Raw genomic sequence first — 15,674 nt, 5'->3', positions numbered from 1 at the left:
CGCTCAGCGCGACAGGGCGACCGGCGGGATGAGCGTGGCCATCATGTGTTCGACGTAGCCCTCGAACTCGTCGTGGGCCAGGCGCGGCTGCAGCTTCAGGCTCAGCTGCAGGAAACCGACGTACGCCGCATAGGCCAGGCGCGCGCGGTGCTGCGCATCGGTGCGCTGCAGGCCGGCCTGGCGGAACGACGCGGACAGGTAGTCGAGGCGACGCTGCGCCACGCGGCCGATCACCGGGCCGACCGCGGGATGATCGAACGCCTTCAGCAGTTCGCTGTAGATCTTGTGCGCCTTCACTTCGTGCGCGACCAGCTGGAACAGCGCGCGCAGGCGCTGGCGCGGATCGCTCACCGCTTCCAGTTGCCCGAACACCGTCTCCTGCTCCACCGCTTCCCAGCGTTCCAGCGCGGCGGACAGCAGCGCGTCGCGCGAAGGGAAATGCCAGTAGAAGCTGCCCTTGGTCACGCCGAGCCGGCGTGCCAGCGGTTCGACCGCCACCGCCGCGACGCCCTGTTCGGCGATCAGGTCGAGGGCGGCCTGCGCCCAGTCTTCCGCACTCAGGCGGCCGTTGCGTTCGGTCTTCGGGACGGGTTCGTTCATGACAACAGTGTAACCATACGGAAGCGATCGCAAAAGTATCGTGTGACTACGATTGCAAACCGGATTTCCGGGGTTTCGCGGCACATTGACAGCGGCGAAATCGCGTGTCCATACTTTGGCGTATGGAAACGGGTCGCCGGCAACGCCGTGGCGCACCGCTCCCGCCCGGATCGCGACGCCACGCCGCGATCCCCTCCCCGTCGCGCCGATGTCCGCCGGAGTTGCCATGAGTCTCGTCCTGCCCTTCCTCGCCCTGCTGCTCACCACCGCGTTCTGCGCCTACCACCGCCTGCGCATGGCGGTCTGGGCGGCGATCGCCGCCACCCTGCTGGTCGGGTGCTGGCTGCTGGGCGCGAACCACACCGCCACCCTGGTCGCCTCCGCGCTGACCGCGCTGGTGGCCCTGCCGATGCTGATCCCGCCGGTGCGCAAGGCGCTGATCACCTCGCCGCTGCTGACCTTCTACACGAAGCTCCTGCCCCCGCTGTCCGACACCGAGCGCACCGCGCTGGAATCGGGCACGGTCGGCTTCGAGGGCGAACTGTTCTCCGGCAAGCCGGACTGGGACAAGCTGCTGTCGCTGCCGAAGCCCGAGCTGAATGACGAAGAGCGCGCCTTCCTCGACGGCCCCTGCGCCGAGCTGTGCCGTCGCGTGAATGACTGGGAGATCACCCACGTCCGCGCCGACCTGCCGCCGGAGCTGTGGGATTACATCAAGCAGAACAAGTTCTTCGGCCTCAACATCCCGAAGGAATACGGCGGCCTGGGCTTCTCGGCGCTGATGAACCACAAGGTCATCCAGAAGCTGGCGCCGGTCTCCAGCGTGGTCAGCTCCACCGTCGGCGTGCCCAACTCGCTCGGCCCGGCCGAGCTGCTGATGCACTACGGCACCGACGAGCAGAAGCGCCACTACCTGCCGCGCCTGGCCGACGGCCGTGAAGTGCCGTGCTTCGCGCTGACCGGCCCATTCGCCGGCTCCGACGCCACGTCGATCCCCGACTACGGCATCGTCTGCGAGGGCGAGTGGAACGGCGCGAAGGTCGTCGGCATCCGCCTCACGCTCAACAAGCGCTACATCACGCTGGCGCCGGTCGCGACCCTCATCGGCGTGGCGTTCCGCATGTACGACCCCGACGGCCTGCTCGGCGACAAGAAGGACATCGGCATCTCGCTGGCGCTGGTGCCGCGCGACACCGCGGGCCTGGAAATCGGCCGCCGTCATTTCCCGCTGAACTCGCCGTTCCAGAACGGCCCGATCAAGGGCAAGGACGTGTTCGTGCCGCTGAGCCAGCTGATCGGCGGCGAGGAATACGCCGGTCAGGGCTGGCGCATGCTGATGGAATGCCTGTCGATCGGCCGCTCCATCACCCTGCCGTCCACCGCCAGCGGCGGCGCCAAGATGGGCGCGCTGGTCACCGGCGCCTACGCCCGCATCCGCAAGCAGTTCGGCCTGTCGGTCGGCCGCTTCGAAGGCGTGGAGGAAGCGCTGGCCCGCATCGGCGGCCGCGCCTACGCCTGCAGCGCGCTGTCCGAAGCGACGGCGGCCGCGGTCGCCCGCGGCGAGAATCCCGCGGTGCCGTCGACCATCGCCAAGTACCACTGCACCGAGATGGGCCGTGAAGTGGCCCGCGACGTGATGGACGTGCACGGCGGCAAGGGCATCATCCTCGGCCCGCGCAACTACGCCGGCCGCAACTGGCAGTCGGTGCCGATCGCGATCACGGTCGAAGGCGCCAACATCATGACCCGCAGCCTGATGATCTTCGGCCAGGGCGCCATCCTCTGCCATCCGTGGGTGATGAAGGAGATGAAGGCGACCCAGATCGAGAATCCGAAGGAGCGCATCGCCCAGTTCGACACCGCGCTGTTCGGCCACATCAGCTACGCCATCTCCAACGCCGTGCGCGCGTGGTGGTTCGGCTTCACCGGCACCCGCATCGGCACCGCGCCGGGCGGCGAATACACCCGCCGCTGCTACCGCAAGCTCAACCGCTACTCGGCGGCGCTGGCGGTGATGGCCGACACCTCGATGCTGCTGCTCGGCGGCAAGCTGAAGTTCAAGGAATCGCTGTCCGGCCGCCTCGGCGACGTGCTCAGTCAGCTGTACATCGCCAGCGCGATGCTGAAGCGCTACGAAGACCAGGGCCGTCCGGTCGCGGACCATCCGCTGCTGGCCTGGGCCTTCCACGACGCGATCCACAAGATCGAACTCGCGCTCTCCGGCGCGCTGCGCAACTTCCCGATCCGTCCGGTCGGCTGGCTGCTGTGGGCGGTGATCTTCCCGTGGGGCCGCCGCGCCGAAGCGCCGAGCGACCGCCTGGGCCACCGCGCCGCCAGCCTGCTGATGACGCCGTGCGAAGCGCGCGACCGCCTCGGCGCCGACCTGTTCCTCGAACCGTGCGAGAACAACCCGGCGGCGCGCGTGAACAGCTACCTGGCGAAGGTGATCCTGGCCGAGCCGGTGGAGCGCAAGTTCCTCAAGGCGCTGAAGAACAGCGACATCGAAGCGCTGGAGTTCCCCGCGCAGCTCGACGAGGGCGTGCGCGAGGGCTGGATCACCGCCGACGAGCGCAAGCAGCTGGAAGAACTGCGCGAACTGACGCTGGACACGATCATGGTCGACGACTTCGAATCGTGGGAACTGCGTTCGGCCGGCTACGTCGACGAGACGGCGCCGAAGGCGCACCGCGCCGCCGCCTGACCGGCGCCGGCACGCAAGCCGCATGACCTCACGAACGGCGGGATTTTCCCGCCGTTCGCGTCTCCGGGGTTTGCGCACCCGCACCCCTTCGCATCCGTCCTCCTTCCGCGAGGTCTGCATGTCCGCGTCCCTGCTGTCGGCTGCCGCGATCGTCTTCGCCTGCGTCGGCGTGGCGCATTCGGTGATTGGCGAGTTCCTGATCTTCCACCACGTCCGCAGCGCCGGCTGGCTGCCGACCGACAACGCCCCGCCGCTGCGCGGCCGGCACATCCGCATCCTGTGGGCGAGCTGGCACATCGCCAGCGTGTTCGGCTGGGCGCTGGCGGCGATCCTCTGGCGCCTCGCCACCGCGCCCGGGCAACCGATCGATGCGTTCGCGATCCGTGCGTTCGAATGCGCCGCCCTCGGCAGCGCCGCGCTCGTGCTCGTCGCCACCCGCGGCCGCCATCCCGGCTGGATCGGCCTCGGCGCCGCCGGCCTCCTCGCCCTGCTCGCCTGACCCCGCCGCCGACCCGCACGCCATGGCCAACAAGACCCTCGCCCTCCACGACCGCATGCGCCGCTGGCCCGCCGGGCAGTGGCTGTTCTCGCGCGCCATCTGCTTCAAGGCGCCCTACTTCGCCAGCATCCGCCCGCGGATCACCGTGCTCGAACCCGGCCGCTGCGAAGCCGTGCTGCGCCATCGCCGCGCAGTGACCAACCATCTCGGCACCGTCCACGCCATCGCGCTGTGCAACCTCGCCGAACTCGCCGGCGGCATGGTGACCGAGGCCAGCCTGCCCGACGGCATGCGCTGGATCCCCAAAGGCATGACCGTCGAATACCGCAAGAAAGCGGTCGGCACGATGCGCGGCGTGGCGACGCCCGCGATCCCGGTGGTCGCCGCCGACGCCGGCTACGAACTGCCGGTGGTCGTCGACGTGCACGACCCGGCCGGCGACATCGTCTTCCGCGCGACGATCGCGATGTGGCTGTCGCCGAAGCCGCCGCGCGGCTGAGCCCGGACGCCCGCGTGGCCGCCGATCCCGTCCTCATGCTCTGCGCCGCGCACAGCCTCGCGCTGGCGGTATTCCACATGGCGTTCTGGCGCCTGTTCCGCTGGCCGGCGACGCTGCGCGAGACCACGTTCGCGAACCGCGCGATCCTGCAGATCGCCAACGTGCAGCTGATCTGGGTATTCCTCGGCGTCGCCGCGCTGTGCCTGTGGTTCCCGGCCGAATTGTGCGGCACGCCGCTGGGCCGCGCCGTGCTCGCCGGCATGTCGGTCTTCTGGATCGTGCGCCTGGTCCAGCAGGTCGTGTTCCTGCGCGTGCACCACCCGCTGGTGCACGCCCTCAGCGTCGTGTTTGCGTTGGGTGCCACGCTGTTCGCGTGGCCGCTGCTGCGCTGACCCGGAGAGACGGACTCAGGCGTTTCGCGGCACGCGCGACCGGATCGTCCATTGCCGGTCGCCGATCCTGACGTCGATGTCGTTGTTCTCGTTCCGCTCCGACACCAGACCCGGGACGCCCTGCTCCGATTCGACGATGAAGCAGGGGCCCGGGAAGCCGTCGGGAGCTCCGATCGTCAACTGCCGTCCGTGGATCTCGAACAGGCCGACCCTGCCGCAATGCGGGCAGACGAAATCCTGCCAACCGTGTGGCCATGCATGGCGCGCCGAGGACAGCACCGCCTCCGGCGTCAGATCCGCACGGCAAGCGGCGCACTGCAGCGACACGAAGGGACGCCGGGCTCAACCCGCCAACAGCACCGCCGCGATCGCCGCGATCGCCGGCACGCCCTGCACGTAGAAGATGCGCTTGCTCACGCTGTACGCACCGTACAGCGCCGCGACCACCACGCAGCCGAGGAAGAACAGCGCGATGTCCTGCCTGCCCGACGCGGCGGCCCAGAACAGGCCGGCGGCGAGGAAGCCGTTGTACAGCCCCTGGTTCGCGGCCAGCACACGGGTGGTCTCGGCCTTCTCCGGCGTGTTGCGGAACACCTTCATGCCCAGCGGTTTCGTCCACAGGAACATCTCGAGGACGAGGAAGTACACGTGCAGCAGGCCGACCAGCACGATCAGCGACGGAGCGAGGAACGACATCCTGTGGTTCTCCTTGGAAAGGTCAGGCCGCGGGTGCGGCCGGCAGCGCCTCGGCTTCGGCCGATTCGCGTTCGATGCGTCGGGCGAGGCGCCAGCCGACGACGCCCGAGGTGAGCGACGCCAGCGCGGCAATGCCCGCGAACCCGGCGACGACGACGTGCAACTTGCGCAGCGCGTTCATGCCCAGCGCCACGCTGAGGTCGCCGAAGCGCCACACCGCGGTGTCGACGGCGTTCTTGCCCTTGTAGCGCTGGCTGCGCGGCGCCATCGCGAACAGGCTCTCGCGCGCGGGGCCGACCATGCCGTAGGCCAGGCCGCGGCTGACCACCATCGCCAGGCCGACCCACGGCATCGCGACCGCGGTCTGCATCAGACCCTGCACGAACGACAGCACCAGGCCCTCGCCGCCGCCGAAGCGCGCCGCGGCCTCGGCCGCGGCGATGCCGGTCACGGGCGCGTTCGGGTCCACGGCAATGCAGACCAGCAACAGCACCAGCACCGTCGCCGCTTCCTTCATCACGATCACCGGCGCGGCGCCGTGGCGCGCCAGCAGCCAGCGGGTCAACGTGGCCTGGACGATGATCTGCAGGCCGTTGGTCAGCAGGTCGAGGTTGGCGAAGAAGCGCGTGCGCTCCGCGGCGTCGTGGAAGGTCTGGCCGGAGAAATCCGCGACCAGCGCGTAGTTGATCGTGCCGATGGCGTCGCCCAGCAGCAGCATCAGCGCCATGCCGCGGGTGAAGGGATCGGAGAACACCTGGCGCAGGCCGTCGAACATCCCGCCGCCGACCGGGGCGTCGTGGCCGGGGTCCTTCGCGCGGTGGCCGTGCGCGGACGACCAGCGTCCCAGCCACCACGCGCAGAGCATCGCCACGCCCAGCAGGCACGACGCCACCACCAGCAGCGGCGGCACGCCGATCTCGCCGACCAGCAACGACGCCATCGCCGGGCCGAAGATCGCCCCGAACGCGCCGCCGAGGCCGATGACCGGGAACAGCCGGCGCGCCTGCCGGTCGCTCCAGATGTCGGCCATGAAGCTCCAGAACACCGCGACCACGAACAGGTTGAACACGCTGACCCACACGAAGAACACGATGCCCAGCGCACGCGGCGTGAGCAGGCCCTCATGGGTGAACAGCGGCACGAAGCCCATCAGGCAGGCGATGAAGAACAGGTAGACCCCGGGCACCACGATCCGGCGCGGGTAGCGGCCGATCAGCCACGCGAACACGGGCGTGAGGGTGAGGGTCGCGAGGAAGGTCGCCGCGTAGAACCACGGCAGCTGGGTGGACCCGACCGCGCCCGACAGTTGCTCGCGCACCGGGCGCAGCATGTAGTACGCGGAGAGGATGCTGAAGAAGTAGAGGAACGACCAGGCGACCGCCTGCCGTTCGCCCGCCTGCACGCGGGGCCCGCCGGGGTGGACGCCCGAATGGCCGGTCTGGTCGTCGACGGTCATGCTGCGGTCCGGGAGCGGTCGGGGATCCAGCGCGCACGGTAGCGGATGGCAACCGGCGCCGCCAGCCCGCCCCGGGGCCCGTCGCCGCGGCCTCGCAGACGCCCTTTCCGCCGAGCATTTGCTCTAGGCGGCGGGCATAGTGTCGCGCGCATACGATTTCAGGGGGCCGCGCGTGTTCGACTACATCATCATCGGCGCCGGTTCGGCGGGCTGCGTGCTCGCCCATCGACTCAGCGAGGACCCGGGCGTCAAGGTGCTGCTGCTGGAAGCCGGCCCGCGCGACTGGCACCCCTTCATCCACATGCCCGCCGGCATCTCCAAGCTGGTGAACCAGAAGGGCGTGAACTGGGACTACGACACGCTCGCCGAGCCCCACCTCAACCACCGCACGCTGTGGTGGCCGCGCGGCAAGGTGCTCGGCGGCTCCAGCTCGATCAACGCGATGTGCTACATCCGCGGCGTGCCCGCCGACTACGACGACTGGGCCGCGCAGGGCGCCACCGGCTGGCACTGGGACAACGTCCTGCCCTACTTCCGCAAGTCCGAAGGCAACACCCGCGGCGCAGACGCCCTGCACGGCGCCGACGGCCCGCTGTCCGTCTCCGACCTGCGCTACACCAACCCGCTGTCGCAAGTCTTCCTCGATGCCTCGCAGCAGGCCGGCCTGCCGCTCAACCGCGACTTCAACGGCCCCGGGCAGCAGGGCGTCGGCTACTACCAGGTGACCCAGCGCGACGGCGCCCGCTGCTCGTCCGCGGTGGCCTACCTCAACCCGGCGCGCAGCCGTCCCAACCTGACCGTGCACAGCGGCGCGCGGGCCAGCCGCATCACCTTCGACGGCCACCGCGCCAGCGGCGTGACCTACACGATGGGCGGCAAGGCCCACCACCAGCCGGCCGCGCGCGAGGTGCTGCTCTGCGGCGGCGCGATCAACTCGCCGCAGTTGCTGATGCTGTCGGGCATCGGCCCGGCCGACGACCTGCGCAAGCTCGGCATCGACGTGGTGGCCGACCTCGACGGCGTCGGCGGCAACCTGCAGGACCACCTCGACATCTGCACGCTGTTCCACTCGACCCGGCGCGTGACCTACGACCGCGTGAGCGACGTGATGACCGCGCTGACCTACTACCTGCGCGGCCACAGCGGCCCGGGCAGCAGCAACATCGCCGAGGCCGGCGGCTTCGCGCGCTCGCCGCTGGCGCCGGACGACCGCGCCGACATCCAGTTCCACTTCGTGCCGGCGATGCTGGACGACCACGGCCGCCGCCGCCTGCCCGGCGACGGCTACACCCTGCACGCCTGCTTCCTGCGTCCGCGCAGCCGCGGCCGGATCACGCTCGGCAGCAACCGCGCCGGCGACAAGCCGCGGATCCACGCCAACTACCTCGGCGACGCGGAAGGCTTCGACCTGAAGATGATGGTCGAATGCGCGAAGATCTCGCGCACGATCCTCGCGCAGAAGGCGTTCGATGCCTTCCGCGGCAAGCCGATCTTCCCCGCCAGCACCGACCTCGACGACGCCGGCCTGATCGACTTCATCCGCGCCAAGGCCGAGACCGTCTACCACCCGATCGGCACCTGCCGCATGGGCAGCGACGCCGGCGCCGTGGTCGACCCGCAGCTGCGGGTCCGCGGCGTGGACGGCCTGCGCGTGGTCGACGCCTCGGTGATGCCGACGCTGATCGGCGGCAACACCAATGCGCCGACGATCATGATCGCCGAGCGCGCCGCCGACCTGATCCTCGGCCGGGCGGCGTGAGCCCGCCGGGGCCGGGTGCCCGCAAGGTCGCGACGCCCGCCCCGAACCGCTAAAATTGCCCGTCTTCGCCCGGGGTTTTCCGTCCCGGGCGTTCCTTTCCGCTCCAGGCCCCTTCGATCCAAGCCTTCTCGAATTCAAGGACTCCCGCTCGATGAAGATCCTCGTCGGCTACAAGCGCGTGGTGGACTACAACGTCCGCATCCAGGTCAAACCGGACGGTTCGGGCGTCGTCACCGACGGCGTCAAGCTCTCGCCCAATCCCTTCGACGACATCGCGCTGGAAGAAGCGCTGCGCCTGCGCGACAAGGGCATCGCGACCGAGGTCGTGGTCGCCACGATCGCCCCGGCCGACGCCCAGCCGCACCTGCGCAACGGTCTGGCGATGGGCGCCAACCGCGCCATCCACGTGGTCACCGACCAGGCGATCCAGCCGCTGACCGCCGCGCGCGCGCTGCTGAAGCTGGTCGAGAAGGAACAGCCCGACCTCGTGATCCTCGGCAAGCAGGCGATCGACGACGACGCCAACCAGACCGGCCAGATGCTGGCCACGCTGTGGGGCCGCCCGCAGGCGACGTTCGCCGGCAAGCTCGACATCGCCGACGGCAAGGCCACGGTGGTGCGCGAAGTCGACGCCGGCCTCGAAACGCTCGAAGTCGACCTGCCGGCCGTCGTCACCAGCGACCTGCGCCTGAACGAGCCGCGCTTCATCAAGCTGCCGGACATCATGAAGGCCAAGAGCAAGCCGCTGGAAACGCTGCAGCTGGCCGACCTCGGCGTCGCCTCGGGCGACACCCTCAAGACCACCCACTACGCACCGCCCGCCAAGCGCAGCAAGGGCGTGATGGTGAAGGACGCGGCCGAACTGGTCGCGGCGCTGAAGGCCAAGGGTCTGCTGTGACGCAAGCGTAGGGCGGGCCCTGGCCCGCCATTGCGACCTTGCCGATGCAGGTCGCAATGATCGAAGCCGCTTCGACTCACGTGCATCGCAAACCGAATTTCCGCAACGGCGGGCCAAGGCCCGCCCTACGAGGAACAACGCAATGTCCAAGGTTCTCATCGTCGCCGAACATCTCGACGGCAAGCTCAACGGCGCCACCGCGCGCTGCGTCACCGCCGCGCAGGCGCTGAACCCAGCCGCCATCGACATCGTCGTGCTGGCCGCCGATCCGGCCGCCGTCGCCGCGCAGGCCGCGCAGATCGCCGGCGTGGCGAAGGTCGTCACCGTCGCCAACGCCGCGAACGCCCACGCCATCGCGCAGGTGCTGGCGCCGCAGATCGCGCAGGTCGCCGCCGGCTACACCCACGTCTTCGGCCCCAGCACCACCTTCGGCAAGGACCTGATGCCCTGCGTCGCCGCGCTGCTGGGCGTGTCGCAGGTGTCGGACGTGATGGCCGTCGACGGCGCGCACGTGTTCAAGCGCCCGATCTACGCCGGCAACGCCATCGTCACCGTCGAGGCCCCGGCCGACCAGACCGTCGTCGCCACCGTGCGCACGGCGTCGTGGCCGGAAACCGCCCGCGGCGGCAGCGCCGCCATCGAGGCCTCGTCGGTCGACGCCGCGCTGCCGACGCACACCCGCTTCGTCGCCCTGGCCGCCGGCAAGTCGGACCGCCCTGACCTGCAGAGCGCGTCGAAGGTCGTCTCCGGCGGCCGCGGCGTGGGTTCGGCCGAGAACTTCAAGATCGTGTACGACCTCGCCGACAAGCTCGGCGCCGCGGTCGGTGCCTCGCGCGCCGCGGTCGACGCCGGCTACGTGCCGAACGAACTGCAGGTCGGCCAGACCGGCAAGATCATCGCGCCGGAGCTGTACATCGCGGTCGGCATCAGCGGCGCGATCCAGCACCTCACCGGCATCAAGGACGCCGGCACGATCGTCGCGATCAACAAGGACGGCGACGCGCCGATCTTCGAGATCGCCGACATCGGCCTGGTCGGCGACCTGTTCCAGATCCTGCCGGAGCTGCAGGCGGCGGTCTGATCGCCCGCCAGCGTCGCGCAGACGAAAAAGAGCCGGGTAAACCCGGCTCTTTTTCGTTGGCGGCGGAGGAAAGACTCAGCGGCCCGGGACGCGGCAGCACTGCACGATCGCGGTGACGGTCACGGTGGTATCGGAGCGATTGATGCCCGTGCAAGCGGGCCGCATTCTCGATGTCGCGTCCTCCATGAACATGCCCGTGATCGTCCAGTCAACGCGATCGGCGACGATGTTTTCCGTGCGGCAACTACCCGCGACAAACGAATATCCCGTCGGGCAAGCCCCGGGGAAGATTCGGAAGCTGAACATCGGATCGACCACGAGCGGCATCTTCATCCCGACGCACGAAAGTTCCGTCGCCACCGGCGCCGCGTAATACCCCACGATGTCGATCACGTAGTCGGACGTCGCCAGCGAATAGAGGCTGAAATCCTTGTTCTGCGGCGGACTCGGGATACGCGTCACCACGGTGTTGTTGACGATGCCGCCGGCACCGTAGTTCACGCTCGCGGTGGCCGGCCGCGGGTCTCCGTAGGGATAGACCGTGGCGTAGCCGGCGATGGACGGCCCCACCGTCGTGACGTTCAGCACGACGGCGCCGGCGAGATTGGACGTCAACGATCCGCAATCCCCGGCACTGCCGCCCTGCGCGGCATAACCGCCGCCGGCAGCGGCGCTCGCGTTGAACGCGCGGCTCTGCCCGGCGGCGATCGGGCCTCCCGCCACGCGGGTATCGACGATCCGGCACGGCGCCAGCGGCGTGTAGACCAGGTCGGAACCACTGGCGCCCAGGACCTTCGCCGGCTTCGCGCCAACGGAAGGCCGCGGCAGGCCGCGATCGAGATCGGCGAGCGCTGCATCGAACGTCGATGCCACCAGCGCATGCCGGAAACGCTCCGGGTCCGCATGCACGAAAGTCGGCACCATCCGCATCGCCCAGTCGGCGACCGGCACCGCATGGACGCGTTCGACGTACGCGCCCCACTTCCGCACGAAACTCCCGGCCAGTGCGCCGCGCTGTGCCGGCGAGAGTGCAACGTCCCCGGCCGACGCCGCCCCGGCTGCGCACACCGACATCAGGCCCGCCAGCAACAGGCACGCACGAATCTTCTTCCTTTCCATGGTATTCACTCGTTTCGACGTGGACACACCGTCCACGCCGCATCCTATCGCCGCGCCCCCGGCTGTCGTCCCGGATGAAAAAAAGAGCCGGGGAAACCCCGGCTCTTTTTCGTTGGCGCGAGAAGAAAAACTCAGCGTCCCGGCACGCGGCAGCAGTGGACCCACGGGGTCACCACCTGCGCGTTGCTGTCCTGGTTCCAGACGAAGAAATTGCCGGAGGTCGGGCCCATGTAGCCGTCGGCCATCACCACCTTCTGTGCGGCCTGGAAGCCGACGTTGGTGGACCCGTAGCCCACGGGGCAGGCCACGCCGAAGCCGTAGCCGTAGGTGTTGGCCGGGACGCTCACCGCGGTCCCGCTCACCGTGACGCATTCCAGCGCGGTCGCCTGCGGCGGCGCGTAGGTGCCGACGATGTCGGCGACGAAGTCCGACGAGGCGAAGGTGTAGACCGTGAAGTCCTTCGTCGTGAGCGGCGTGGGCAACTTCACCACGATCGAATTGTTGACGATCGCGCCAGCGGTGTAGTTCACGCTGGACGCGAGCGGCCGCGTCGTGCCGAAGGGATACGCCGTCGCGAAGCCGGCCCCGTTCGGGGTGACGGCGGTCAGGTTGATCACCACCGCCGCCTGCCCCGCGGCGACCACGCCGCAGTCGGTGGCGCTGCCGCCCTGGGCGCTGAAGTTGCCGCCCGAGCCGACCACCGCGTTGAAGTCGCGGGTGAAGCCGGCGGCCAGCGTGCCGCCGGCGACGCGGGTGTCGAGGATGCGGCAGGGCGTGACCGGCGTGTAGACCAGATCGGACGCCGCGGTCCCGAGGGCCTTCGCCAGCATCTCCGGCCGCACCGAGGTCGGCGCCAGGCTGGCGCGCGCCATGGTGTCGATCACCTGCCCGTCGGAGAGCGACGCCCCGGTGCCGCTGAGCATCGCCGATGCGCCTTCGTACGTCGTGCGCTCGAGCGCCTTGCGGAAGTTGTCCGGGTCGGCGTGGACGAAGGTCGGCACCATGCGGTTCGCCCAGTCGCGCACCGGCACGTGGTACACCCGCTGTACGTAGCCACCCCACTTCAGCACGTAGGCCCGGGTCATCGCGCCGCGCTGGGCGGGCGTCAGCGAACCGGCCGGTGCCGAAACGAGGATGGGCTTGGCCGGGGCCGCGAAGGCGACGGACGGGGAACAGGCCACCACGATCGCGGTCGCGACCGCAGCGATGGCACAGGACACAGATTTCACGAAGACCTCCGGAACGGAAGAAAGACGGACCCCCACTGCAACACAGGAACGCAGTTCGACGGTCCACGCGGTCATTCCACCGCCACTGAGGCACGGCCTGCGCGCCGTGGTCGGCGCGACGACCGGCGATCGCGAACGAAAAAAGCGCCGGGTTTCCCCGGCGCTCGTCGTCGGATCCAGGGGCACCGGTGCGCGGTCAGCGTCCCGGCACGCGGCAGCAGGTCATCTTCGCGGTCACGTTCTGGGCGTTGGCGCTCAGGCTCCGCACGAAGATCTGCCCGGCGTTGCCGGCGGTGTAACTGTCCGCGACCACGACGTTCTCGCCCGCGCTGATGGCGAGGCCCGTGGGCGTGTAGGTGGCCGCGCAGAACAGGGTGGGCAGCGACACGTACGCGCCCGCGTTCACGTTCGTCGGCACGCCGGACACCGTGGCGCAGTCCAGTGCGGTCGCCTGCGGCGGTGCGTAAGTGCCCACGATGTCAGCGACGAAATCCGACGTGGCGAAGGTGTAGATCGTGAAGTCCTTCGTGGTGAGCGGATTCGGCAGCTTCGCGACCACGGTGTTGTTGACGATCGCGCCCGCCGTGTAATTCACGCTGGAGGCCAGCGGCCGGGTCGCGCCGAAGGGATAGACCGTCGCGAAGCCCGCGCCCGAGGGCGTGACCGCGGTGACGTTGATGACGACGGCCGCCTGGCCCGCGGCCACCGCGCCACAGTCGGTCGCGCTGCCGCCCTGGCTGCCGAAATTGCCGCCCGAGCCCACCACCGCGTTGAAGTCGCGGGTGAATCCGCCGCCCAGCGGGCCGCCGGCGACGCGCGTGTCCAGGATTCGGCACGGCGTGATCGGCGTGTAGACCAGATCGGTCGCCGCGGCACCCAGGGTCTTCGCCAGCATCTCCGGCCGCACAGAAGGCGGCGCCAGGCTGGCACGGGCCATCGTGTCGATGACTTGCGCGTCGGACAGCTTCGCGCCCGCGCCGCTGAGCGTCGCCGAGGCGCCCTCGTACGTCGTGCGCTCGAGCGCCTTGCGGAAGTTGTCCGGGTCGGCGTGGACGAAGGTCGGCACCATGCGGTTCGCCCAGTCGCGCACCGGCACGTGGTACACCCGCTGCACATAGCCGCCCCACTTCAGCACGTAGGCCCGGGTCATCGCGCCGCGCTGGGCGGGCGTGAGCGCACCGGCGACCGCCGCCGGCTGCGGCGACGCGGCACCGGCGGTGGAGGCAGGACAGATCGTGGCGGCCGCCGCGATCGCGGCAGCAACACCCAGCAGGTATCTCATGGTCGTCTCCGGAGGCCTTCGGACGTCGAAGGCATTGTGCCTACAACGGGATCGATCACACGGGACGGCCAGCGTGCCGGCGGGGGACGTGTCCGGGGCAGGATCGGCGACCAGGAAAAAGAGCCGGGTTTCCCCGGCTCTTCGTGCACCGCTCGCGATGGAGGACGCGCGCTGGAGGATCAGCGCCCCGGCACGCGGCAGCAGGTGCGCGACGCACGCAGGTCCTGCGCGATGGTGTCGTTGTTGCGCGCCGAGCATGTGCCGCTGTGGCTGAACACGATCGGCATCAGCCAGCTCGACGTCTCGCAGTTCGTCGCGGTCTGGGTGTAGCCGGTCGGACAGGCCGGTGCGTTCGCGTTGGCGGTACCGCCCGCGGCGATGTTGGCGACGGTGGTGTTCGCGGTGTCCTGGCACTGCAGCGCGGTGGCCAGCGGCGGCGCGAAGTAGCCGACGATGTCCGCGACGTAGTGCGACTGGGCGAAGGTGTAGACGGTGAAGTCGAACGAGGACAACGGGTTGGGGATCTGCACGATCAGCGCGTTGTTGACGATGGCGCCGGCCGTGTAGTTCACGCTGGCGGCCACCGGCTGGGCGGTGCCGAACGGATAGGCGGTAGCGTAGCCGGCGCCAGCGGGCGTGACCGCGGTCAGGTTGATCGCCACCGCGGTGGCGTTCAGGCCCAGCGTGCCGCAGTTGGTGGAACTGCCGCCCTGGCTGGTGAAGCTGCTGGCATTGATGGCGACGAAGCTGCGCGTGCTGTTGTTGGCGATGGCGCCGGCGGCGGTGCTGCGGGTGTCCAGGATGCGGCAGGGCGTGACCGGGGTATAGACCAGATCGTTGCTCAGCGAACCCAGGGTCTTGGTGCCGACGGTGCCGGCGGCGCCGGCCTTGGCGGCGAAGCGGTCGATCATCTGCGCATCGGTGAGCTGCTCACCGTTGCCGCCGAGCTCGGCCATCGCGCCTTCGAAGGTGTCGCGCTTGAGCGCATTGCGGAAGTTGTCGCCGTCCACCCGGCCCAGGGTCGGGCCCATGCGCTTGGCCCAGGTGCCCACCGGCACGCCGTAGACACGCTGGACGTAGGCACCCCACTTGCTGACGAACTGCCGGGTCAGCGCGGCGCGTTCCTGCGACGACGCATTGGCGCCCTGGGCGACCGCCGGTGCGGGCTGGCGCTGGACCATGCCGGGCGCGCTGCCGGCAGTGGACTGGGCGGACGCGCACATCGAGGTCGCAGCGAAGGCGAACGCCATCAGCGGGGTGGCGACGCGGGAAACTGTGGACATATTTGGACTCCGGAAGAGTGAAGTGAGCGAAGGGCGTGGATGGGATAGCGACATCCGTGCCACATCAACCAGAACGTCCAATGGGGCATGCAGGGGACAGCGCGGGGCGATCATGCACGGCGCACGACAGGCATCGCGCAACGCAGACGAGCGCCGGTCGCGCCGGCGGCTCGTCGTTCC

15 protein-coding genes are annotated in these 15,674 nt (G+C 69.6%); 7 read left to right on the top strand and 8 right to left on the bottom strand.

All coding sequences use genetic code 11. The features are described from left to right. Positions 1-3: 3 nt before the first annotated feature. Positions 4-600 carry a TetR/AcrR family transcriptional regulator gene (locus ACT53Q_RS07195; RefSeq protein WP_476185986.1) on the bottom strand — a complete coding sequence of 199 codons (597 nt, stop codon included), beginning with the start codon at positions 598-600 and terminating at the stop codon, positions 4-6. A 226-nt stretch (positions 601-826) separates the two neighbouring features. Between ACT53Q_RS07195 and ACT53Q_RS07190 the strand changes: the two genes are divergently transcribed. The 4 genes from ACT53Q_RS07190 to ACT53Q_RS07175 all read left to right on the top strand — a co-directional run bounded on the left by ACT53Q_RS07190 (position 827) and on the right by ACT53Q_RS07175 (position 4,691). Beyond that, a complete protein-coding gene (locus tag ACT53Q_RS07190) occupies positions 827-3,301 on the top strand; it encodes an acyl-CoA dehydrogenase (protein ID WP_476185985.1) in 2,475 nt (824 codons plus the stop codon). 118 nt (positions 3,302-3,419) lie between these two features. Beyond that, complete coding sequence (locus ACT53Q_RS07185) at positions 3,420-3,800, top strand: hypothetical protein (protein ID WP_476185984.1); 381 nt, start codon at positions 3,420-3,422, stop codon at positions 3,798-3,800. Between the two features lie 22 nt (positions 3,801-3,822). Further along, entirely contained in the window at positions 3,823-4,299 is a 477-nt protein-coding gene (locus tag ACT53Q_RS07180; protein WP_476185983.1) for a hotdog fold domain-containing protein, read from the top strand. After that, a complete protein-coding gene (locus ACT53Q_RS07175) occupies positions 4,269-4,691 on the top strand; it encodes a hypothetical protein (protein ID WP_476185982.1) in 423 nt (140 codons plus the stop codon). The genes ACT53Q_RS07180 and ACT53Q_RS07175 overlap by 31 nt, the downstream gene beginning before the upstream one ends. 15 nt (positions 4,692-4,706) lie before the next feature. Here the strand turns inward: ACT53Q_RS07175 and ACT53Q_RS07170 are convergent, their stop codons facing one another. The 3 genes from ACT53Q_RS07170 to ACT53Q_RS07160 are packed head-to-tail and all read right to left on the bottom strand — an operon-like array spanning position 4,707 to position 6,843. After that, on the bottom strand, positions 4,707-5,018 hold the full coding sequence (locus ACT53Q_RS07170) for a hypothetical protein (RefSeq protein ID WP_476185981.1): 312 nt from the start codon (positions 5,016-5,018) through the stop codon (positions 4,707-4,709). A gap of 15 nt (positions 5,019-5,033) precedes the next feature. Next, entirely contained in the window at positions 5,034-5,387 is a 354-nt protein-coding gene (locus ACT53Q_RS07165; protein WP_476185980.1) for a DUF1304 domain-containing protein, read from the bottom strand. A 22-nt stretch (positions 5,388-5,409) separates the two neighbouring features. Further along, the gene (locus ACT53Q_RS07160) at positions 5,410-6,843 is read right to left on the bottom strand and encodes an NTP/NDP exchange transporter (RefSeq protein WP_476185979.1); all 1,434 of its coding nucleotides are present in this window, start codon (positions 6,841-6,843) and stop codon (positions 5,410-5,412) included. Between the two features lie 172 nt (positions 6,844-7,015). Between ACT53Q_RS07160 and ACT53Q_RS07155 the strand changes: the two genes are divergently transcribed. From ACT53Q_RS07155 to ACT53Q_RS07145, 3 genes are all read left to right on the top strand, one after another. Then, the gene (locus tag ACT53Q_RS07155) at positions 7,016-8,602 is read left to right on the top strand and encodes a GMC family oxidoreductase (protein ID WP_476185978.1); all 1,587 of its coding nucleotides are present in this window, start codon (positions 7,016-7,018) and stop codon (positions 8,600-8,602) included. Positions 8,603-8,753: 151 nt separating this feature from the next. Further along, entirely contained in the window at positions 8,754-9,500 is a 747-nt protein-coding gene (locus ACT53Q_RS07150) for an electron transfer flavoprotein subunit beta/FixA family protein (protein ID WP_476170690.1), read from the top strand. Between the two features lie 142 nt (positions 9,501-9,642). Next, positions 9,643-10,581 carry an electron transfer flavoprotein subunit alpha/FixB family protein gene (locus ACT53Q_RS07145; RefSeq protein ID WP_476185977.1) on the top strand — a complete coding sequence of 313 codons (939 nt, stop codon included), beginning with the start codon at positions 9,643-9,645 and terminating at the stop codon, positions 10,579-10,581. Between the two features lie 75 nt (positions 10,582-10,656). Here ACT53Q_RS07145 and ACT53Q_RS07140 read toward each other — a convergent pair whose 3' ends face one another. The 4 genes from ACT53Q_RS07140 to ACT53Q_RS07125 all read right to left on the bottom strand — a co-directional run bounded on the left by ACT53Q_RS07140 (position 10,657) and on the right by ACT53Q_RS07125 (position 15,494). Continuing rightward, a complete protein-coding gene (locus ACT53Q_RS07140; RefSeq protein ID WP_476185976.1) occupies positions 10,657-11,700 on the bottom strand; it encodes a hypothetical protein in 1,044 nt (347 codons plus the stop codon). A gap of 131 nt (positions 11,701-11,831) precedes the next feature. Next, positions 11,832-12,929 (bottom strand): hypothetical protein, encoded by a 1,098-nt coding sequence (locus tag ACT53Q_RS07135; protein WP_476185975.1) that lies wholly within the window; start codon positions 12,927-12,929, stop codon positions 11,832-11,834. 196 nt (positions 12,930-13,125) lie between these two features. Beyond that, a complete protein-coding gene (locus tag ACT53Q_RS07130; RefSeq protein ID WP_476185974.1) occupies positions 13,126-14,211 on the bottom strand; it encodes a hypothetical protein in 1,086 nt (361 codons plus the stop codon). 179 nt (positions 14,212-14,390) lie between these two features. Further along, on the bottom strand, positions 14,391-15,494 hold the full coding sequence (locus ACT53Q_RS07125) for a hypothetical protein (protein WP_476185973.1): 1,104 nt from the start codon (positions 15,492-15,494) through the stop codon (positions 14,391-14,393). Between the last annotated feature and the right edge of the window lie 180 nt (positions 15,495-15,674).

It is taken from the genome of Lysobacter sp. DMC97 (genome assembly GCF_056313745.1).
This window is presented reverse-complemented; position numbering and strand designations above follow the sequence as displayed.